This is a genomic window from Streptomyces sp. PKA51, from assembly GCF_057552455.1.
On record NZ_BAAJPZ010000026.1, the window covers coordinates 1 to 20407 of the forward strand.

General features: G+C 74.9%; 20 protein-coding genes. 9 read left to right on the forward strand and 11 right to left on the reverse strand.

All coding sequences use genetic code 11. The annotated features are described in order from the left end of the window. Positions 1 to 167: 167 nt before the first annotated feature. The 3 genes from AC27L3_RS26640 to AC27L3_RS26650 form a co-directional block, all read right to left on the reverse strand. Complete coding sequence (locus AC27L3_RS26640; RefSeq protein WP_487236608.1) at positions 168 to 1121, reverse strand: DUF1702 family protein; 954 nt, start codon at positions 1119 to 1121, stop codon at positions 168 to 170. 133 nt (positions 1122 to 1254) lie between these two features. Continuing rightward, on the reverse strand, positions 1255 to 2001 hold the full coding sequence (locus tag AC27L3_RS26645; protein ID WP_487236609.1) for an SDR family NAD(P)-dependent oxidoreductase: 747 nt from the start codon (positions 1999 to 2001) through the stop codon (positions 1255 to 1257). A gap of 193 nt (positions 2002 to 2194) precedes the next feature. Next, positions 2195 to 2854, reverse strand: a complete 660-nt coding sequence (locus tag AC27L3_RS26650; protein WP_487236610.1) for a winged helix-turn-helix transcriptional regulator — start codon at positions 2852 to 2854, stop codon at positions 2195 to 2197. Positions 2855 to 2960: 106 nt separating this feature from the next. Between AC27L3_RS26650 and AC27L3_RS26655 the strand changes: the two genes are divergently transcribed. Genes AC27L3_RS26655 through AC27L3_RS26670 form a run of 4 tightly spaced genes read left to right on the forward strand, consistent with a single transcriptional unit; the run spans position 2961 to position 8119 of the window. Continuing rightward, on the forward strand, positions 2961 to 4034 hold the full coding sequence (locus tag AC27L3_RS26655; RefSeq protein WP_487236611.1) for a class I SAM-dependent methyltransferase: 1074 nt from the start codon (positions 2961 to 2963) through the stop codon (positions 4032 to 4034). Between the two features lie 52 nt (positions 4035 to 4086). Continuing rightward, on the forward strand, positions 4087 to 5427 hold the full coding sequence (locus tag AC27L3_RS26660; protein ID WP_487236612.1) for an alpha/beta fold hydrolase: 1341 nt from the start codon (positions 4087 to 4089) through the stop codon (positions 5425 to 5427). Continuing rightward, positions 5424 to 6872, forward strand: coding sequence for an alpha/beta fold hydrolase (locus AC27L3_RS26665; RefSeq protein ID WP_487236613.1), 1449 nt, complete (start codon positions 5424 to 5426; stop codon positions 6870 to 6872). Before AC27L3_RS26660 ends, AC27L3_RS26665 begins: the two co-directional genes overlap by 4 nt. Positions 6873 to 6883: 11 nt before the next feature. Next, positions 6884 to 8119 carry a cytochrome P450 family protein gene (locus tag AC27L3_RS26670; protein WP_487236614.1) on the forward strand — a complete coding sequence of 412 codons (1236 nt, stop codon included), beginning with the start codon at positions 6884 to 6886 and terminating at the stop codon, positions 8117 to 8119. Positions 8120 to 8226: 107 nt separating this feature from the next. Here AC27L3_RS26670 and AC27L3_RS26675 read toward each other — a convergent pair whose 3' ends face one another. After that, complete coding sequence (locus AC27L3_RS26675; RefSeq protein WP_487236615.1) at positions 8227 to 8772, reverse strand: helix-turn-helix domain-containing protein; 546 nt, start codon at positions 8770 to 8772, stop codon at positions 8227 to 8229. A 102-nt stretch (positions 8773 to 8874) separates the two neighbouring features. On the opposite strand from AC27L3_RS26675, the gene AC27L3_RS26680 reads away from it, so the two are divergent. Beyond that, complete coding sequence (locus AC27L3_RS26680; RefSeq protein ID WP_487236668.1) at positions 8875 to 10236, forward strand: MFS transporter; 1362 nt, start codon at positions 8875 to 8877, stop codon at positions 10234 to 10236. Here AC27L3_RS26680 and AC27L3_RS26685 read toward each other — a convergent pair. Further along, positions 10206 to 11150, reverse strand: a complete 945-nt coding sequence (locus AC27L3_RS26685; RefSeq protein WP_487236616.1) for an aromatic ring-hydroxylating oxygenase subunit alpha — start codon at positions 11148 to 11150, stop codon at positions 10206 to 10208. The two genes, AC27L3_RS26680 and AC27L3_RS26685, sit on opposite strands and share 31 nt — an antisense overlap. A gap of 7 nt (positions 11151 to 11157) precedes the next feature. Continuing rightward, positions 11158 to 12108, reverse strand: coding sequence for a Rieske 2Fe-2S domain-containing protein (locus AC27L3_RS26690; protein ID WP_487236617.1), 951 nt, complete (start codon positions 12106 to 12108; stop codon positions 11158 to 11160). 114 nt (positions 12109 to 12222) lie between these two features. On the opposite strand from AC27L3_RS26690, the gene AC27L3_RS26695 reads away from it, so the two are divergent. Genes AC27L3_RS26695 through AC27L3_RS26710 form a run of 4 tightly spaced genes read left to right on the forward strand, consistent with a single transcriptional unit; the run spans position 12223 to position 15602 of the window. After that, positions 12223 to 12660: an ester cyclase gene (locus AC27L3_RS26695; RefSeq protein ID WP_487236618.1), complete on the forward strand. Its 438-nt coding sequence runs from the start codon at positions 12223 to 12225 to the stop codon at positions 12658 to 12660. 4 nt (positions 12661 to 12664) lie between these two features. Continuing rightward, positions 12665 to 13147: an ester cyclase gene (locus tag AC27L3_RS26700; RefSeq protein ID WP_487236619.1), complete on the forward strand. Its 483-nt coding sequence runs from the start codon at positions 12665 to 12667 to the stop codon at positions 13145 to 13147. After that, on the forward strand, positions 13144 to 14304 hold the full coding sequence (locus AC27L3_RS26705; RefSeq protein WP_487236620.1) for an FAD-dependent monooxygenase: 1161 nt from the start codon (positions 13144 to 13146) through the stop codon (positions 14302 to 14304). Before AC27L3_RS26700 ends, AC27L3_RS26705 begins: the two co-directional genes overlap by 4 nt. A 23-nt stretch (positions 14305 to 14327) precedes the next feature. Further along, the gene (locus AC27L3_RS26710) at positions 14328 to 15602 is read left to right on the forward strand and encodes an ABC1 kinase family protein (protein ID WP_487236621.1); all 1275 of its coding nucleotides are present in this window, start codon (positions 14328 to 14330) and stop codon (positions 15600 to 15602) included. Between the two features lie 55 nt (positions 15603 to 15657). Here the strand turns inward: AC27L3_RS26710 and AC27L3_RS26715 are convergent, their stop codons facing one another. From AC27L3_RS26715 to AC27L3_RS26735, 5 genes are all read right to left on the reverse strand, one after another. Next, a complete protein-coding gene (locus tag AC27L3_RS26715; RefSeq protein ID WP_487236622.1) occupies positions 15658 to 16038 on the reverse strand; it encodes a VOC family protein in 381 nt (126 codons plus the stop codon). Between the two features lie 27 nt (positions 16039 to 16065). Continuing rightward, positions 16066 to 17649, reverse strand: a complete 1584-nt coding sequence (locus AC27L3_RS26720; protein WP_487236623.1) for an MFS transporter — start codon at positions 17647 to 17649, stop codon at positions 16066 to 16068. A 64-nt stretch (positions 17650 to 17713) separates the two neighbouring features. Beyond that, positions 17714 to 18121 carry a VOC family protein gene (locus tag AC27L3_RS26725; protein WP_487236624.1) on the reverse strand — a complete coding sequence of 136 codons (408 nt, stop codon included), beginning with the start codon at positions 18119 to 18121 and terminating at the stop codon, positions 17714 to 17716. Further along, on the reverse strand, positions 18118 to 18624 hold the full coding sequence (locus AC27L3_RS26730) for a helix-turn-helix domain-containing protein (RefSeq protein ID WP_487236625.1): 507 nt from the start codon (positions 18622 to 18624) through the stop codon (positions 18118 to 18120). The genes AC27L3_RS26725 and AC27L3_RS26730 overlap by 4 nt, the downstream gene beginning before the upstream one ends. A gap of 43 nt (positions 18625 to 18667) precedes the next feature. Next, on the reverse strand, positions 18668 to 20317 hold the full coding sequence (locus tag AC27L3_RS26735; protein ID WP_487236626.1) for an MFS transporter: 1650 nt from the start codon (positions 20315 to 20317) through the stop codon (positions 18668 to 18670). Between the last annotated feature and the right edge of the window lie 90 nt (positions 20318 to 20407).

A 20407-nucleotide genomic window follows, 5' to 3' on the forward strand; every position in this document is an offset into this window, starting at 1 on the left:
TCATCCCGCGGATACGCTCCCCCGGCCCGGTGGACCGGGGGGCCGGGGGGCCGGGGGGGCCGGGGGGGCCGGGGGGCCGCCAGCCCGGTGGCCCGGGGGCGGCTCTCGGGGCCGCCCGACGGAGCCGGTCCGGCAAGGCTCCCGCACGCGCCGGCTCCGCCGGCACGTCAGCGGGCCGCCAGGGCGCTGCCGCTGATCATGTCGCGCCAGGCGAGGAAGTCGTCCAGGGTGCCGTCGCCGTGCAGTCGGCGCTCGGCCGCCACCGTCCAGTCGGCGGCCGTCGCCATGTCGACGCCCGCCAGCCGCAGCACCCCCCGGTGCGTGTGCTCCGGGACGTGCCCGCCGCGGCGCCGGGCCTCGGCGGCGAAGGCCGCGCCCTGGGCCAGCTCGCCGCGGTGGGGGCCGGCGTGCTCGCGCAGCCGCTCCAGTTCGGCGTCGTCGGCCCCGCCCGCGTAGGCGGCGGCCAGGCCCACGCCGCTCCACAGGTGGCCGCGGCGGTCGGCCGGGAAGGTCTCGATCACATCGGCGATCCGCTCCGGATCCGCCGACTCGACGAACCACAGGCTGCGCCCGAGCCCCTGGTGCCGCACGGCCCCCTGCGGCGTCGGCGGGCCGGAGGCCGCGAGGCGGGCCACGGTCCGGCGGCCGCCGAAGTAGCCGCGGGAGAAACCCTCGCCGTCCAGGGTCAGCCACTGCAGCAGCGGGTCGAGGCCCAGTCTGCGGCGGGCCCCGGGCAGCGGCACCCGGGCCAGGGCCCACCCGGCGCCCACGTGCACCAGATGCACGTACGGGCGGCCGGGCCCGGCGAGCAGGCCGGCCAGCCGGCGGCCCCGGGCGAGGCGGAGGCTGTCCAGCAGCGCGCAGGCCATGCCCGCGCCCTCGTAGGCGAAGCCCCGCTCACCGCCGTCCAGGGCGGACAGCCGCTCGTGGACGCGGTCGGTGCCCGTACTCTCGACGGCCGTGTTGAAGCCGGTGAGGAAGGAGCGGGCGTGGCGCTCCAGGACCCTGCGGCTCTCCGGTCTGCCGCAGTGGAAGCCGCGTACGGAGAAGTCGGCCATCTCCTCGGGCAATCGCAGGCGGCGGGCCCATCGCGGGGCGCCGTCGGCGGGATTTCCGGGCATGTGCGACCCCCGTCCTGTCCTCAAGGGTGCTGCGGCGCCGCGGAGTTCGACGGCGCGGGTCGTCGGCCGGACTCGAACACAGTGCGTATTGCTATCAGTTGCCGAAGTGACGGTCAACACACCCGGCGCGCTGTCATTGAAGTTGCTCGGTGGGGCGCAGCAGCACCTCCCCGATCGCCACGTGCCGCGGACGCGTCACCACGTGCACGATCGTCTCCGCCACGTCCTCCGGGCGCAGCGGCTCCCCCGGATCGAAGTCCCCCGCGAGGGCCTGCAGCACCTCGGGCCGGGAATGCGAGGCCAGCTCCGTCGCCACGAAACCGGGCTCGACGACGCACACCCGCACGTGCCGGCGGGCCACCTCCTGGCGCAGGGCCTCGCTGAACCCGTTCACGCCGAACTTGACCGCGTTGTAGACGGCGGTATTCGGCGTGGCGATGCGGCCGCCGACGGACGAGACGGTGACCACGTCCGCGACGCGGCGGGGGCCGTCGGCGGCGGCCCGCAGAAGATGCGGCAGGGCGGCGCGGGTCACGAACGCCGTACCCATCAGCCCCACGCGCACCATGCGGTGCCACTCCTCGGTGGGGGCGCCCTCGACGGGGCCGAGCAGCAGCACACCGGCGCAGTTGACGACGACGTCGAGGCGGCCGGTGGCCCCGACGGCCGCTTCGACGGCGGCCTGCGCGCCGGCCTCGTCACCGAGATCGCCCTCGGCGACCAGGCCGCCGGTCTCCTCGGCCAGCGTGCGCAGGCGGTCACCGCGGCGGGCGGCGAGCACGACGCTCGCCCCGGCGGCGGCCAGGGCCCGGGCGGTGGCCTCGCCGATGCCGCTGGAGGCGCCGGTGACGAGGGTGGTGGTGCCGGTGAGTGTGCTCACACTTGCCCCTTTCGGTGGTTACCGGGGGTGGTGCGGGCCGGTGGGCCGGTTGGTGCCCACCCGTTCCGCCCTGCGGAACGCCTGCCCACCAACAGGTGCGCCCAGCCGGGCGGAGCCCGGTTCGGGGCCTGGGGGCTTGCCCTCAGTTTCGGGAAGGGGCGGGGTGGGGAAGGGCCCGCCGCAGGCGCCCGCGTCACGTACCCACCAGCCCCATGAAGGCCACGCAGCGGCGTACCGCCTCCGGGTCGCCCTCGATGCGCAGGCGGCCCGACAGCAGGGCCTCGAACGGCGTGTGCATCTGCGCACCGATGCTCACGAACGTGTGCGCGTCCGTCGTGACGACCAGCGCCGCGTCCTGCGCGGGCCCGCGCCGCGTGACGGCGCGGCCGTCCGCCACCTCGATGTGGAACGTCTCGCCGTCCACCCGGAACTCGTACGCCTCCGCGACGTCCGGCACGGGTCGGCCGTGGATCATGGCCTGGACGGCCAGGATGCCCCACGACGCCCGTACCGTGCCGCCGGCCGCCTCGGCCTCGCCGAGGAAGCCCATGCCCCAGCGGGCGAGGGACAGCAGCGGCTCGCGGAGCTCCTCGCCGCGTGCCGTGAGCCGGTACTGCTTGCCGCGGCCGTCGCCGGGCACGGCGGCCGACTCGATCACTCCGCGCTCGGTGAGCGCCCGGAGCCGGTCGGAGAGCAGGTTGGGGCCGAGTCCGGGCAGGTTGCCGAGGATCTCGTTGAAGCGGGCGGGGCCGATGAGCAGCTCGCGCACGATGAGCAGCGCCCAGCGCTCGCCGACGACGTCGAGGCCGGCGGCGAGCCCGCAGAACTGTCCGTAATGGCGCTTGCTCTTCATGCCGAACCCTCAACTCCCCGCATGATTGCTTCACTTGATGGTAGCAACGGCTGTGAGCAACCTGGGAGAAGGCCGGTCGCCCGGCCGGTCACTACAGTCGGGCGGCATGGACGGATGCGACAGCACGGCCGCGCAATCGTTCGTCACCCGCTTCATGGCCGACGTCGGCGGCGGCATGGTCGCCGTCCTGTGCGCCCTCGGTGTCCGTCTCGGCCTCTTCCGCGTCCTCGCCGACGCCGGCCCCTTGCGCAGTACGGAACTCGCCGCCCGTACCGGCCTCGACGAGCGGTACGTCCGGGAATGGCTGCACGGCCTCGCGGCGGCGGAATACCTCCGCACGGACGGAACGGGAGAGGTGTTCTCGCTGCCGCCCGAGCACGCGGCGGTGCTCGCGCACGAGGAGTCGCCGTTCTTCATGGGCGGCGCGGCCCGGCTCGTGCCCGCCCTCGGCTCCATGCTCGGGCCCGTCGCCGCCGCCCTCCGCACCGGCGACGGCATCGCGCAGGACCGCTACCCCGGCGAGCTCTTCCACACCATGTGGCAGATGAGCGGCAGCTGGCTGGGCACGCTGCTGCTGCCCCAGTGGGTGCCGGCGGTCGAGGGCCTGGCCGAACGGCTCGCCGCCGGGGCTCCCGTGGCCCACATCAGCAGCGGCGGCGGCCGGGCCCTGGTCCTGCTGGCCGGCGCCTATCCGCGCTCCCGCTTCACCGGCTACGACGAGCTGCCGCTCAACGTCGAGCACGCACGGCAGGAGGCGGTGAGCGCCGGCGTCGCCGACCGCGTGGAGTTCGTCCACGGCCGGGCGGCGGACCTGCTGCCGGGCAAGGGCGACCATGCGCTGGTCCTCGCCCTGGACGTCCTGCACGACGCGCCCGACCCGGCGCAGACGCTGGCCGCGGTGCGCGCGGCCCTCGCGGACGACGGGGTGCTGCTGCTCCTGGAGAGCAACGGCGCCGACACCCCGGCCGGCAACCGCGGCCCGGCCGCGGCCCTGCTGTACGGGGCGAGCGTGCTGTACTCCCTCCCCACGGCACGGGCGGCGGGGGCGGCGGAGCCGGCGGGGATGCTGGGGCTGACGCAGGGGCGGCTGCGGGCGCTGTGCGCGGGGGCGGGGCTGGGCCGGGTACGCCGGCTGCCGGCACCGACACCGCTGAACGCGCTGTACGAGATCCGCCCGTGAGGCGGCGCCTGCGGCGGGCCGCTCCCCGGCCCCGCCCCGGAAGGAGGCTCCCGTGCTCGAACCGCTCACCGTCACCGTCCCCGTCGACCACGCGCGCCCCGACGGCCGCACCCTGGACCTCGCCCTCCTCCGCCACCCCGCCCGCTCCCCCGCGCAGCGGATCGGCACGCTTCTCGTCGCACCCGACGACCCCGGCAATCCCGGCACCGCACTCGTGCCCCAGCTCCTTGCGGCCTTGCCGCCCGAGGTGCTCGACGTCTTCGACCTCGTCGGCTTCGACCACCGATTCAGCGGCGGCAGCGCCCCGCTGACCTGCGGGCTGGCCCCCGACCAGTGGCTGTGGATCTTCCACACGCCCGCCGCGGACGCGGACGCGGAGGCCGCCTACCAACGCGCCGTCGTCGAGCGCTGCTTCGACGCCGCCGGCGACGTCCTGCCGTACCTCACCTCCCGCGACATCGCCCGCGACATCGACGCGATCCGCCTCGCCCTCGGCGAGGAGCGCCTGTCCTTCCTCGGCTACTCCTACGGCAGTTACCTCGGTGCCGTCTGGACGCAGATGTACGGCCGCACCGCCGACCGCGTCGTCCTGGACAGCGTCATCGACCCGGACTCCGTCTGGCGGCGGATGTTCCTGGACTACGCGGACAGCTGCGAGGCCACCCTGCACGACTGGGCGCGCTGGGCCGCCCGCCGGGACGAGCAGCTCGGCCTGGGGCGCACGCCCGGGGCCGTGCGGGCCGCCCTCGACGGGCTCGTGGCGCGCGCCGGCCGGGAGCCGGTGGCCGTGACCGCCGGGCTGCCGCCCGTGGACGGCACGATGCTGCGGCTGCTGACGATGGTGCTGCTCGGCAGCGACGGCGCCTGGGGTTTCCTCGGGGACCTGCTGCGGGCGGCCCTGCACGGCGACGACGCCCGCGAGGAGACCCGGCAGGCGCTCGGCGCGATGTTCGGGCGCGGCAAGGACGAGAGCGGGGCCGTGGCCCAGCTGGGCATCCTCGGCGGGGACGCACCCTGGCCGCGCGACATGAAGACCTACCGCCGCGACATGGCCGAGGCGGCCGCGCGGCGTCCGTTCATCGGCCCGGCGATGGCCGCGCCGAAGGCCGGCGCCTTCTGGCCGGTGGCCCCGCGCGAGCCCGTCACCGTCCTCGGCGCGGACAACCGGGCGGAGAGCGTGCTGCTGGTCCGTACGGAGCGCGGCATGTTCACCCCGCCCCGGGGCGCCGCGCGGCTGCACGCGCTGCTGCCGCACACCTCGCGGCTGATCACCGTGGCCGGTGCCGCGCACCACCGCGTCTTCCCGTTCCTCGGCGACGCCCCGACGAACGAGGCCGTCACCGCCTACCTCCTGAGCGGCAAACTCCCCGACGCGCAGCGGAGCACTCCATGACCCTGGACGACCCGGCCGACCTGGATGCCATTCGCCACTTCCAGTCCCAGTCACCACGCTGGTCCGCGCCCGACGAGGAGGCGCTGGCCGGCCTGGAGTGCGCCGAGGTGACGGTGCCGCTGGACTACCGCGCCCCCGGCGGGCGCACGCTCACCCTCGGCCTGGTCCGCTCGCAGGCCACCGCGCCCGAGCGGCGGCGCGGGGTGCTGCTGGTCGGCCCCGGCGACGACCTGGGCAACCGGGGGACGCTGCTGGGCGCCCAGTTGGTGCGCACCCTGCCGAAGGAGGTGCTCGCCCACTACGACGTGGTGGCCTTCGACCACCGCTTCATGGGCCGCAGCAGCCCGGTGGTATGCGGGCTGGAGCCGGAGGAGCGGTTCTGGGTCTTCCACCAGCCGCGCGACTTCGGCCACGAGGTCCGCTTCCAGGCGGAGGTGGCCGCGAAGGTCGCCGAGCACGCGCGCGACCTGCTGCCGTACGCCAGCTCCCGCACCATCGCCCGGGACATGGAGGTCGTCCGCGGGGCGCTGGGCGAGGAGCGGATCTCCTACCTGGGCTACTCCTACGGCACGTACCTGGGCGCGGTGTGGACGCAGATGTTCGGCGAGCACGCCGACCGCGTCGTACTCGACAGCATCTGCAGCCCCGACTGGGTCTGGCGCGGGCTGTTCACCGACTTCCCGCCCAACGGCGAGCGCTGCCTGGACCGCTGGACGCGCTGGGCCGCGCCCCGCCACGAGGAGCTGGGCCTGGGTGCCGCGCCCGGCGAGGTGCGGGCGGCCTACGACCGGCTGCTGGCGCGGGTCGACGCGGACGAGGAGGTGACCGTGGCGGGCTTCCCGCTGGACCGCACCCTCGCCCGGCTGATCGTCGTCGGCATGCTCAACAGCGAGCACAACTACGCCTTCCTCGGCGACATCCTGCGCTCCGCCGTCCACGGCGCGGCCCTGGAACCCGCGACCATGGCATTCCTCGCGGGGATGTTCGGGCAGCCCAAGGAGGAGAGCGGCACGGTGGCCCAGCTGGCGATCCTGGCCGGCGACTGGGCGTGGCCGCGCCGCCTGGGCCCGTACGAGCGGGACATGGCCCGGGCCGCCCGCGCGTACCCGTTCACCGGCGCCGCACTGTCGGGCATCAAGGCCCCGGCGTTCTGGCCGGTGCCGCCCGCCGAACCGGTGACGGCCCTGGGCGCGGGCAACCGGGCGCCCAGCATCCTGCTGGTGCAGGCCGCCGAGGACATGTCCACCCCGCATGCGGCGGCCGTGCGCATGCACCAGGTGCTGCGGCACAACTCGCGCCTGGTCACCGTAGCCGACACCGCGCACCACCGGGTCTTCCCCTTCTATGGCAACCCGGGCGCCGACGAGGTCGTCACCGCCTACCTGGTCGACGGCACACTGCCGACGGGCGACGTCGTCCTGCCCAACCCCCGGCCGCTGGTGTGAGGAGGCGTGCCGTGCCGCACGAGCTGTACGCGCCGGAGAACCGCACCGACCCCTACCCCCTGTACGCGCGCCTGCGCGCCGAGGCCCCCGTCCACCTGATCCGCGACCCCAACGGCATCGAGCACTACCTGATCACCCGCTACGAGGACGCGCGCGCCGCCCTCGCCGACCCCCGCCTCTCCCGCGACCCCAAGCACGCCTGGGAGGCCCTGCGCCGCTCCGGCCTCTACCCCGAGGGCGGCGAGGGCTCCGAACCGCACATGCTCAACAGCGACCCGCCCGACCACACGCGCCTGCGGCGGCTGGTGGCCAAGGCCTTCACGCCACGGCGGGTGGAGGCCATGCGGCCGCGCATCCAGCAGATCACCGACGAACTCGTCGACGCGTTCGCACCCGCCGGCACCGCCGATCTCATCCCGGCACTCGCCTTCCCCCTCCCCATCACCGTCATCTGCGAACTCCTCGGCGTGCCCGTGGCCGACCGGGCCGACTTCCGCCTGTGGAGCACCGCCGCGGTCACCCCCACCTACGTCAAGGGCTCCGCGATGACACCGCCCGAGGCCAACCGGCGCCTGCGCGCGTACTTCACCGCCCTCGTCGCCGAACGCCGCCGCGCCCTGCGCACCGCGGACGACGACACCGAGGCCCAGCCCGACCTGCTCAGCGCACTCGTCGTCGCCACGACCGAGGAGGGCCGGCTCACCGAAGCGGAACTGATCTCCACCGCCGGGCTGCTGCTCGTCGCCGGCCACGAGACCACCGTCAACCTCATCGGCAACGGCATGCTCGCGCTGCTGCGCAACCGCGACCAACTACGGCTCCTGCAACGGCGGCCGGAGCTGCTGCCACAGGCGGTGGAGGAATTCCTGCGCTACGACGGGCCCGTCGAGCGGGCCATGCTGCGGGTCGCGACGGAGGACGTCGAGATCGGCGGCGTCGTGATACCGGCGGGATCGCTGGTGACCGTGGGAATGGCGGCCGCCCACCGCGACCCCGGGCACTACCCCGACCCCGACCGGCTCGACATCACCCGCGGCGACCGCTCGCACCTCGGGTTCGGGCACGGCATCCACTTCTGCGTGGGGGCGCCCGTGTCGCGGATGGAGGGACGGGCGGCGGTGGGGACGCTGCTGCGGCGCGTGCCGGATGTGGTGCTGGACGAGGCGGTGCCGCTGCGGTGGCGGCCGACGGGGGTGCTGCGGGGGCTGGAGAACCTGCCGGTGCGCTTCAGCCCTGCGGGCGGCTGATCCCCCACCCCGCCCTCTCCCCGTCTCCCGGGGGCTCCGCCCCCGGCCCCCCGGACCGGGCTCCGCCCGGTGTCCTCAATCGCCGGACGGGCTGGAGGGTGGACCTGTCAGCCACGCACGTGCACGCTCAGGACCTCCGCCGGGGCGGTGCCCGTGCTGCCGAACCAGTGGGGCGTGCTCGTGTCGAACTGCGCCGCCTCCCGCTCCCCCAGCAGGACTTCGCGCTCGCCCAGCACCAGCCGCAGCCGCCCGCTGAGCACGTACAGCCACTCGGATCCCGCATGCGACCGCAGGTCGGGTTCGGAGCGCGTCGTCGGGATGAGCATCTTGAACGCCTGCAGGCCGCCGCCCCCTGCGTACGGCGTGAGCGGCACGATCGTCGCCCCCGAGCGCGCGTGCGGTTTGAGGCGTACGCGCGGGTCGCCGACCGGTGGGGCGCCGACGAGGTCGTCGAGGGGGACCTGGTGGGCGCGGGCCAGGGGCAGCAGGAGTTCGAGCGTGGGGCGGCGGTGGCCGGATTCGAGGCGGGAGAGGGTGCTGAGGGATATGCCGGTGGTGGCGGCGAGCGCGGTCAGAGTGATGCCGCGGCGGGTGCGCAGGGCCCGCAGGCGTGGGCCCACGGCGGCCAGGACGGCGGCATCGTCGTTTGCCATAGCGGCAAGACTACTGTTCTCGTCCGCTGCCGGGAATCGACGCTGGGGTCCATGTCAAGAGCTTCTTCGGTCCGGTGGGCGCTCACCGGTCTTTCGTTGTCCATGCTGGTGTCGTCGCTCGGGACGAGCGTCGCCAATGTGGCCCTGCCGACGCTGGCGGACGTCTTCACCGCCCCGTTCCGGGACGTGCAGTGGGTGGTGCTGGCGTACCTGCTGGCCGTGACCACGCTGGTCGTGGGCGCCGGGCGGCTGGGGGATCTGATCGGTCGCCGGCGGTTGCTGCTGGCGGGGATCGGGGTGTTCACGCTGGCGTCGGCGGTGTGCGGGGCGGCGCCGGAGCTGTGGGTGCTGGTCCTCGCCCGGGCGGCCCAGGGCGCGGGTGCGGCGGTGATGATGGCGCTGACGATGGCGTTCGTCGGTGAGACGGTGCCGCGCGAGCGGACGGGCGGCGCGATGGGGCTGCTGGGGACGATGTCGGCGGTGGGTACGGCTGCGGGCCCGTCGCTGGGCGGGTTGCTGATCTCGGGGTTCGGCTGGCGGGCGGTGTTCTGGGCCCAGGTGCCGCTGGGAGTGGCAGCGGTGCTGATCGCGCGGCGTCATCTGCCCGCAGGCGGGGGGAAGTCCGGCGCGGACGGGCGGCGGCCCGGGTTCGACCTTGCGGGCACGCTGCTGCTGGCGGTGACCCTGGGGGCGTACGCGCTCGCCATGACGACGGGGCGCATGGTGCTGCTGATGGTGGCCGGCTGCGGGGCGGTGGTGTTCGTCGTGGTGGAGAGGAGGGCGGCGTCGCCGCTGGTGCGGCCGGCGACGTTCCGTGATCCGGTGCTCGGTGCGGGCCTGGCGACGAGTGTGCTGGTCTCGACGGTGATGATGACGACGCTGGTGGTGGGCCCGTTCCATCTCGCGCGGGGGCTCGGGCTGGATGCGGCGCGGGTGGGGCTGGCGGTGGCGGTCGGACCGCTGGTGGCCGCGCTGACCGGGGTGCCGGCCGGCCGGATCGTGGACCGCCTGGGTGCGCGGCGCGTGACCGCGGCCGGGCTGGCGGCGACGGCGTCGGGGGCGTTCGGGCTGTCGGTGCTGCCCGTGTCGCTGGGGGTCGTGGGCTATCTGGCCCCGTTGGTGGTGATGACGGCCGGCTACGCGCTGTTCCAGACGGCGAACAACACCGCCGTCATGGCGGATGCGGGGCCGGAGCAGCGGGGTGTGGTCTCCGGCGTGCTCAACCTGTCGCGCAATATGGGGCTGGTGACGGGGACGTCGGTGATGGGCGCGGTGTTCGCGCTCGCGTCGTCGGCGTCCGACGTCGCCACGGCCCCGGCCGGGGCGGTGGCGAGGGGGATGCACGTGACCTTCGCGGTCGCTGCGGTCCTGGTCGTGCTGGCGCTGGGCATCGCGCTGGGGGCCGGTGCGTGGGCGCGGCGCGGGGCCCGGGTTCAGGCCGTGGCGGGGGCGCCGCGCGGGTAGCGGCGTACGTAGTGCAGGTAGCGGGCGAGCGTGCGGTCGCTGCGGGTGAGGCGGCCCACCCGGAACCGCATCGTCAGCAGCACGGGGGCGTCGTCCGCGAGCATGCCCGCCATCAGGCCCGCGGCCCGCTCCAGCAGGTCCTCGTCGCCCTTGCGCACGCCGAGGACGAAGTAGGGGCGCGAGACCCCCGGCCGTACGCACCGCAGGGCGGTGAGCCAGCAGAACCAGCGGCCGTCGAGGGTGCCGGTCTGGCGGAAGATGTTGGTGCCGTGGATCTCGACGCGGACCTCCAGGCGGCTGCCGTCGGGGGTGCGGAGGGCGAGCGGGTAGCCCATGGCGTACGGGCCGGTGGTCAGCGCGTCGTTGGGGTCGCCCCGGGCCGGGTCGAGGGCGAAGTCGTGCTGGAGCTGGAAGTGCTGGACGTCCATGGTCTGGGCGGCGATGAGCCAGGGGTCGACGGGGGCCTCGTCGAGGACGGTGTGCCGCAGCACGAGGTCGTCGTCGGCGTGCTCGAGCGTGGGGAGGTCGTAGAGCGGCTTGTCGCCGTGGAAGGCCCACACGATGCCGTGGCGTTCGGCGGACGGGTGGCGCACCAGCCGCGCGCCCGGCGGTACGGGGTCGCCGATGCCCGTCGCCGTGCACCGCCCCGAGCCGTCGTACTGCCAGCGGTGGTAGCGGCAGCGCAGCCGCTCCCCCACCACGTCGCCGACCGACAGGTCCGCGCCGACGTGGGCGCAATAGGCGCTCAGTACCCGGGCCGGTCCGCCCCGGGCGCCGCGGAAGACCACGGCCCGCTCGCCCAGGAGGTCCACGCCCCGCACCGCGCCGGGGCCGACCTCGTCCGACAGGCACAGCGGGTACCAGTTCCGGCTGAAGGTCCCGTCCTGGCCCTCGCCGGGTACGGATCGGCTCATCGTCGCCTCACGTGATGAAGTCGTGCGCGGGGTTGGCCCTGGGGTAGTCGCGGAGGTAGTCGAGGTAGCGCGCCAGGGCCCGGTCGCGGCGGGTGAGCAGGCCGGGGCGGAAGCGGATGGAGCCCAGGATGGGCGTGTCGTCGTGGTAGAGGCCGAGCATGGCCTTGTGGGCGTTGTCGAGGAACGCCCGGGTGCCGGCCGCGTCGCCCTCCCCGCGCCGGACGCCGTAGGCGAAGAAGGCGCGGGAGTGGCCGGGGCGCGGGACGGTCAGGCCGGTGAGCCAGTAGCACCAGCGGCCGTTCACGGTGCCGGTCTGCAGGAAGATGTTGGTGCCGTGGATGTCGACGGCGACGTCGAAGCGTTCGCCGCTGCGCATGGTGGCCTTGAGATGGAAACCCACGCCGTGCGCGTCGATGCGGACGCTGTCGTCGGGGTCGGCGTCCAGGGTGAAGTCGTGGGACTGCGAGAGGTGGTGCAGGTCCATGGTGTGGGCGTTGACCAGCCAGGGCTCGACCGGCATTTCCTCCAGGGACGCGTTCCGCTCGTCCAGTTCGTCGTCGGGGTACGGCAGCCGGGGGAGGTCGAAGAGGGGCTTCTCGCCGTTGAAGGCCCACACGATGCCGTGCCGCTCGGCGGACGGGAAGCGGAACAGCCGCGCGCCGCGCGGCACCGGGTCCCCGATGCCGGTGGCCGCGCAGATCCCCGACCCCTCGTACTCCCAGCGGTGGAACCGGCACCGCAGCCGCTCCCCCACCACGTCGCCGACCGACAGGTCCGCGCCGACGTGGGCGCAGTAGGCGCTCAGCACCCGGGCCGGGCCGCCGCCGGCACCCCGGTAGACGGCCACGCGGCCGCCGAGGAAGTCCACTCCCACGACGGATCCGGGGCCCACGTCGGCCGACAGGCACAGGGGGAACCAGCTCTGGCTGAAGACCCCGTTCTCGCCCTCGCGCAGCATGCCGGGAATTGTTTCCGCGGCCTTTTGCGAGCGTCAACAGCCGGGCGCGTACGGCGTATTGGATGCGCAACCTGGGAGAAGTCGGTCCCCGGCCGCCCACCTAGCCTTTCATCCATGGCCTCAACCGAGCAGGCGAACAAGGAAGTCGTCCGGCAATTGATCGACGCCTGGAACGGCGGCGACCTCGCGGCCATGACCCGCTTCTGGGCGCCGGAGATGGTCCACCACGGCCGCGACGGCGAGCGGCTGCCGGCCACCGACGTGGCCGCCGAGATGGGCCGGTTCATGCAGGCGTTCCCGGACCTCAGGCTCGTCGTGCACAGCCTGGTCGCCGAGGGCGACCTGGTCGCGACGCGGCTGACGGTCGAGGGCACCCACAAGGGCGAGTACCTGGGGCTCGCGCCCACCGGGCGCAGGGTGCGCTGCCCGCTGCTGGGGCAGCTGCGCCTGGCCGGCGGCAGGGTCGTCGAGCACTGGGGCGTGGCCGACGGCCTGTACCTGCTCGAACAGCTCGGGCTGCTGCCGCCGGAACTGCTGCGGGCGACGGCCTGACGCCATGACGGGCGAGCGCCGCAAGGCCGCGTACGAGGAGACGGTCCGCGCGTTCCGCGGCGCCGTGCTGTTCACCCGGGACTTCGCGGTGATCCGGGAGGTCCTCACCCCCGACTTCGTCGACCATTTCGCCCCGCCGTGGGACCCGCCGGGCCGGGACGGCGTGGCGCACCGCTTCGGCCAGGCGGCCGGGGCGCTGACCACGCGCCGGGTGGAGGTGCTCACCTCGGTGTGCGAGGGGGATCTGCTGGCGCAGGCGATCCTGCTGCACTTCGAGCACACCGGGGAGTTCATGGGGCTGCCGCCGACGGGCCGCAGGTTCGCCATCGGCGGCTCGAACACCTTCCGCTTCCGCGCCGGCCGGATCGCCGAGCACTGGGGCGTCTTCGACGTCGCCAAGATCCCGGACCTGCTGGCCGCGGAGCCCGGCGGCACGACGGGCGGCTGGGCGTCGATGTGGGACCAGGGGCCCGGGGACCGGGCGTGAGACGTCTGCGGGTGCTGGTCGTCGGGGCCGGCCCGGCGGGCCTGGCGGTGGCGGCGCTGCTGCGCCGCGCCGGGCTGGAGGTCCGTCTCGTCGAGCGCGACGACGGCGCCCGCTCCCCGGGGTCGGCGCTCACGTTGTGGCCCAACGCGTTCACCGCGCTGGAGGCGATCGGCGCCGCCGCTGCCGTACGGGCGGCCAGCGCGCCCGCCGACGGGCTGGCGATGCGCACCCCGCGCGGGGCGGTGCTGCAGTACGTGTCCGGGGCGGTGCTGCGCTCGCGGTGCGGGGGGACGGGCCGGGCGCTGCTGCGGGCCGATCTGCTGCGCGCGCTGTGGGCGCTGCAGCCGCCGGGTGCGGTGCGCTTCGGCGCCCGCTGCGTGGGGGTGCGGCAGGACGGTGCCGGGGTGGCGGCGGTGCTCGACGGGGGCGGCGAGGAGGAGGGGGACGTCCTGATCGGCGCGGACGGCGTCCGCTCGCGGGTGCGCGGTTCGCTGTTCGGCGGGGACGACCTGCGCCCGTGCGGGTACGCGGTGGCGCGCGGGGTGGCGCGGTGGTCCGATCCGGGGCATCCGGCGCTGCTGACGCTGGGGGCGGGGCGGCAGTTCGGGCTGTTCCCGCTGCCGGAGGGGCGGATGTACTGGTTCGCGGCGTTCGCGGCGGCCGCTTCCGCGGACGGGCGGCCGCCCACCGGGGCGCGGTGCCTGCCCGTGCTGGCGCGGGACTTCGGCCGCTGGCACGCGCCCGTGCCGCAGGTGCTGGCCGCAACCGCCCCCTCGGACGTCTCCGTGACCGCCATCGTCGACCGGCGGCCGCTGCGCCGCTGGGGCGTGGGGGCGGTGACGCTGGCCGGGGACGCGGCCCACCCGAGCGCCCCGGCGCTGGGACAGGGCACCTGCCAGGCGTTCGAGGACGCGGTGGTGCTGGCGCGCTGCCTGGCGTCCGCCACGGGCGCGGCGGGCGTTCCCGCGGCGCTGCGCGCGTACGCGCTGCGCCGCCGGCGGCGGGCGCACGGGGTGAGTGTCCAGTCGCACTGGATGGGCCGGCTCGGCCAGTGGCGCCATCCGGCGCTGTGTGCCGTGCGCGACGGGCTGATCCGGGCGACACCGACCGCGGCACAGGTGGGCGCGTTGCGCACCGCCTTCACCTTCGACGCCTGAGGTTCCTTCGAGGGGGGATTGCCATGGACCGTCTTCCCGCGCACCGGGTCCTCGCGCGCGGCTGCGCGCTGCTGGTGGCCGTGCTCGCGGAGGCGGCGCTGACGCTGCCGGCCTGGGCGGTGGTGCGCCTGACCGGGGGCCGGGCACGGGCCCGGCGCCTGGTGTACCGCAGGGCGACCCGCCGCCTGCAGGCGCTGGGGCCGACGTTCGTGAAGTTCGCGCAGATCGCGGGGTCCCGGCGGGACGTGCTGCCGGGGGCGCTGTGCGACGAGCTGGCGCGGCTGCACGACCGGGTGCGCCCGATCGCGCCGCGGGATGCCGAGCGGGCGTGGCGCACGGCCTACGGCCGGGCGGTGCCGCCGTTCCTGGCCTCGCTCGATCCGGTGCCGGTGGCGGGCGGCAGCATCGCGTGCGTCTACCGCGGGGTGCTGCCGGACGGGCGGGTGGTGGCGCTGAAGCTCAAGCGGCCGGGCATCGACGGCGTGATGCGGGCGGACCTGGCCCTGATCCGGGCCCTGGTGCGCTGCGCCGAGCGGCTGCGGCTGCCGCAGCTGCGCGGGATGCCGATGGCGGATCTGGTGGGGTACGTCGGCGAGGCGATCCTCGGTCAGCTGGACTTCGGCCGGGAGCGGGAGAACATCGCGACCCTGCGGGCGAACCTGGCCGGGATGCCGGACGTGGAGGTGCCCGCTCTGCACCCCGGGCTGTGCCGGCCGACGTGCCTGGTCTTCGACTTCGTGCCCGGGCTGGATGCGGACACGCCGCGGACGCTGCCGGACGGCGAGCGGGCGCGCCTGGCGGCGGCGGTGCTGGCGGCCGCGCACCGGATGCTGTTCGTGGACGGCTTCGTGCACTGCGATCCGCATCCGGGGAACGTGTACCTGCTGCCGCAGGGGCGGGCGGTGATCCTGGACGCGGGCTACAGCGTCCGGCTGCCGGACCGGGTGCGCAAGCTGATCGGCACCTTCTTCGCGGCGCTGGCCGCGGGCGACGGGCGCACCTGCGGCGAGGTGATGCTGGCGAGCACGGCCGGCGCGGGGGCACGCCCGTGCGGGCGGGCGGCGGAGGCGTTCGTCGCGGACGTGGCGGCGCTGGTGGGCCGCTGCGCGGGGCCGGGGAAGGTCTTCGACATGGCTTCCTTCGGCAATGGCGTCTTCGAGGTGCAAAGCGCCCACCGTCTCTACGCCGCCTCGGACTTCGCCTTCCCCATCATGGCGCTGATGATTCTGCAGAGCACGGTGCGGGGGCTGTGGCCGGGTGCGGACTTCCAGCAGGTGGGCGTCGCGGCGGGCATGTGAGCAGGCGGCTGCCGCCGCCCCGGGGGAAGGCGGCGGCAGCGTCCGGTGGTGGTGCTCAGCCGGCGGGCTGGACCAGGTTGAACCCGTTGCCGTCCGGGTCGGTGAAGCTCGCGATGGTGGCGCCGAAGGGCATCTGCTGGGGCTCGGCCGTGAAGTGCACGCCCTTGCGGGCGAGTTCCTCGTGCGTGGCCTTGATGTCCTCGGTGATCAGCTGGATGTCGGTGAACGCGCCGATGCGGCCTTCCTGGTAGACGGGGAAGTCCTTGGTGCACAGCACGATGCGGGTCTGGCCGCCGGCGGGGGCGACCTCCACCCAGCGCACCGGGCCCATGCGGTGGTCCGCGCGCAGCTCGAAGCCGAGGGTGTTGACGTAGAAGTCGATGGCCTTGTCCTGGTCGTTGACGAAGACGTCGACCGTACCGATGTGCGAGATCACGGGGGTTCTCTCCTCTGGTGGTCGTTTCTAGTGGGTGGTGGCGGCCTCGCCGGCGCGGGCCGCGGGGGCGGCTTCGAGCCGGGGGGCCAGCAGGGAGATCAGCGCGCCGGCCACGACGACGGCCAGGCCGGCGAGCATGGCCACGTGGAAGCCGTCCATGAAGGCGGCGTGGCCGGCGCGGGCGGCGGCCTCGGCGAGGGGGCGCGCGGTGCCGTCGGGGACGGGGACGACGCCCTGGGCGACGACCTCGGTGGCCCCGCGCAGCTTCGCCGCGAGGGGGTCGCCGACACCGGCGTCGGCGAGGTGGCCGGCGAGCACGCCGGAGACCTTGGCCGAGATGACGGAGCCGAGGGCGGCGGTGCCGAGGACGCCGCCGAGCATCAGGGCGGTCTGCTGCAGGCCGGAGGCGACGCCGGCGAGGTGGCCGGGGGCGCTGCCGACGATCATCTCGATGGCGGTGGGCGCCACCATGCCCATGCCGACGCCGAGCGGCAGCAGGAACGGCCACAGGGCGTGGTACGAGGAGCCCTCGGTCATCCGGGACAGCCCGAGCAGGGCCACGGCGATCAGGGTCAGGCCCGCGGCGAGCGGCACCCGGGGGCCGAAGCGCTGGTTCAGGGCCGCGCCGGTGGGGGCGCCGACGCCGAAGAGCACGGTGAAGGGCAGCAGTCCGAGGCCGGCCCGCATGGGGCTGAAGCCGTGCACCTGCTGCAGGTACAGCGCGAGGTAGAAGGAGGCGCCGAAGGTGGCGAAGCCGCCGATGAGCAGGGCGGCCGTGCCGGTGGAGACGGCGCGCAGCCGGAAGAGCGACAGGGGCAGCAGCGCCTGGGCCGCCTTGTGCTCGCGCAGGACGAACGCGGCGGCGAGCAGGAGCGCCGCGGCGAAGGACAGCAGCGGGTGGGGGTGCGTCCAGCCGTGGCCGGGCACGTGGATGATGCCCCAGACGAAGGCGAACAGCGCCCCGGTCAGCAGGGCCACGCCGGGGGCGTCGAAGGAGCGGCCGGCGCCCTCGGGGCGTACGCCGCTGATCGCCCAGGCGCCGAGGGCGAGGGCCGCGGCGCACACCACGACGTTGACGAAGAAGACCCAGCGCCAGCCGAGCAGGTCGACGGTGACGCCGCCGATGAAGGGGCCGGCGGCCATGGCGAGGGCGCCGACGCCGCTCCACACGCCGATGGCGACCTTCAGCTTGTCCTTCGGGAAGGCCGTCTTGAGCACGGCGAGCCCGCTGGGGGCGAGCAGGGCGCCGCTGATGCCCTGCAGCACGCGCCAGAAGACGAGCAGGCCGATGCCGTCCGAGAGCCCCGCGAGGACGGAGCTGGTGGCGAAGCCGGCCATGCCGACGAGGAAGGTCTTCTTGTGCCCGTAGCGGTCGCCGAGTTTGCCGGCGGTGATCAGGGCGCTGGCGACGGCGAGCATGTAGCCGTTGGTGACCCACTGCAGGCTGGTGAGCTCGGTGTCGAGGTCGACGGCGATGACGGGGTTGGCCACCGCGACGACCGTGCCGTCGAGGGCCTCCATCATGGTGCCCAGGGCGACGGCGACGAGCACCACCCAGGGGGTGCCCCGGCCGGGCCGGGCCGTGGGGGCGGGGTGCGGATCGTGAGCCATGGCGGAGCGTGCCCCTCTCCTCGGTTCTCCTCGGTTCGCCTCGGATTGCTCGCGTGCCGCGCGGTCAGCCGCGGGCGTCGGTGAGGCTGAACCAGTTGCCGGAGTCGTCGCGGAAGACGGCCTCGGTGCCGTGCGGTCGCTTGACGGGTTCCTGCACGAACGTCACGCCCGCGGCGGCGAGCCGCCGGTGCAGCGCGCGGACGTCGTCGACGTGCAGGACGCCCACCCCGATGACGCCCTTGGCGACGAGGTCGCGCAGCTGGGCGGCGCTCTCCTCGTCGTACTCGGGCGGGCCGACCTTGCGCAGCACCAGCACGACGTCGGGCTGGTCCTTGGGGCCGACGGTGAGCCAGCGCAGGTCGCCCAGCGTCATGTCGTCGCGGACCTCGAAGCCGAGCTTCTCGGTGTAGAAGACCTTCGCGGACTCCTGGTCCAGGACGGGGACGGTGACGTGCGACAGGCGCGTGCTCATGGCGTTCCTTCCGGGGGTGAGCTGTGATCAGACGCTATCGACGGGCTCCCCGCGGTGACATCTCCTGGATTGCGGACCTCGGCCGGGCCGGACGCGGCGCGGCGGCCGCACATGAACAGGTAACAGCCGGGGATCGGCGGGGGGCCGCCGCGGCGCACCATTTGTTCGCGGTAGCGGGTCGGGGCGACGCCCATGAGTTCGGAGAAGCGGGAGCTGAAGGAGCCGACGCTGGAGTAGCCGACGAGGTGGCAGATCTCGGCGACGGTCAGGTTGGTGGCCCGCAGCAGGTCACGGGCGCGTTCGATGCGGCGCTGGGTGAGATAGCGGCCGGGCGTCTCGCCGAAGGCGGCCTGGAAGGAGCGCAGGAAGTGGAAGCGCGAGCAGCCGGCCTCGGCGGCCAGGGTGGCCAGGTCCAGCGGTTCGGCGTACGAGCGGTCGATGAGGTCCTTGGCCCGTAACAGGTACGGCAGCAGGGCCGAGGACAGCGGTTCCCTCTCCGGCATGGGCCCAGTATCGGGCGGGTGCCGGCGGCGGGGGCGCGGCCGGTCAGGCACGGGCGGGCGCCGCCTCGGGGACGACCTCGTCCAGGCGCCGGCCGCGGGTCTCCGGCCCGAACGCGGCGAAGGCGACGGCGGCCAGGGCCAGCGGCACGGCGCCGAGCAGCGCGGTGACGCCGAGCGGGGGCACGGTGACGGCGGCGACGGACAGGGCGAGGATGAGCACGCCGCCGGCCTTGCTGGTGCCCGCGGACCAGCTGGAGCCCAGGGCGCGCAGCGGGGTGGGGTACGCCTCGGAGCTGTAGGCGGCCATGACGGCCGCGGTGGCGCTGATGCCCCACAGCGGCACGAGCAGCAACAGCCGCAGCCCCAGGCCGTGTCCGGCGACGCTGGGGCCGAGGGCGGCGAGCGCCACCAGGGCGCCGGCGGTCAGCGCGGACAGGGCGATGACGGTGCGCCTGCTGCTCCACAGCCCGTACAGCAGGGCGGTCAGCACGTTCAGGGGCAGGCTGATCAGGGCGCTGTCGCGCAGGACGCGGTCGGAGGAGACCTCGGTGATGCCGAGCCGGCCGAGGTTGGTGGGCAGCCACATCTGGAAGCCGTACGCCATCAGGCCGGCGCCCAGGGCGAGGACGGTCAGGGCCAGCGTCGGGCCGCGGAAGGCGGCGGCGAACAGCCGGCGGTAGCCGCGGGCGGCGCCGGGCGCGGCCGCCTCGGGAGCGGCCACCGCTTCTTGGGGGCTCGTCCCCGCCGTGGCGCCGTAGCGGGCCAGGACCTGCCGGGCCTGCTCGGTGCGCCCGGTGGCCAGCAGGTAGCGGGGGGACTCGGGGATCCAGCGGTTGAGGACGATGAGCAGCAGGCCGGTGGGCAGCCCGACCAGCCACAGGATGCGCCAGCTGTAGGTGGGGGTCAGGGTGGCGGCGAGCCAGCTGGTCAGGACGTAGGCGACGGTGACGTTGCCGCCGATGAGGACCATGAGCCAGCCGCGGTGGCGCTGCGGGACGGTCTCGGCGAGGAGGGTGAAGGCGATGGGGATCAGGCCGCCCGCGGCCGTGCCCATCACGAAGCACATGGCGACGTTCCAGGCGAAGCCGGGCATGGCGCCGCACACGGAGGTCGTCGCGAACAGCACCCCGGCCAGCAGGATGGAGCCGCGCCGGCCGATGCGGTCGCCGAGCGGGCCCCACAGGAACGAGCCGGTCATGGTGCCGGTGATGCCGGCCAGCGGCAGCCAGGCGACGGGGACGTCGCCGCCGGGGTGCAGCGGCGAGGCCAGGCCGTACTCGGCGGCCACACCGGGGGCGACGAAGGACAGCGTCATCGGCTTCATCACGTCGATGGTCACCGCCAGGGACAGCACGGCGAGCAGCGCGGCGTGGGCGGGGCGCAGCGGGGCGTCGTCCAGGGCCCGGACGCGGACGGAGACGACGCGGCGGCGCAGGGCGCCGGCCTGCCGGGGCAGCAGCCCGGCGGTGACGGCGGCGAGGCCGGCCGGGATCAGGCCCATGCCGGTGAGCATGGCGGCGTCCATGGGCATGCCGGCCATGCGGTAGCCCATGTGCCGGGCGTGCAGGTACATGGGCAGGTGGAGCAGGGCGCCGGTGGTGCAGGCGGCGGCGCCGGCCCAGAAGAGCACGGGCCGCGGGAAACCGCCGCCCGTGCCGCTGCCGTACGAACGCTCTCCTCGCGCGTCGGCCATGCGTTCTGCCTACCAGCGGTCCAGGACGACGACAAGGGGTGGCGCCCCGTAGGGGCGCGGGGAACTGCGCGACAAGCCACGACGCGCCCG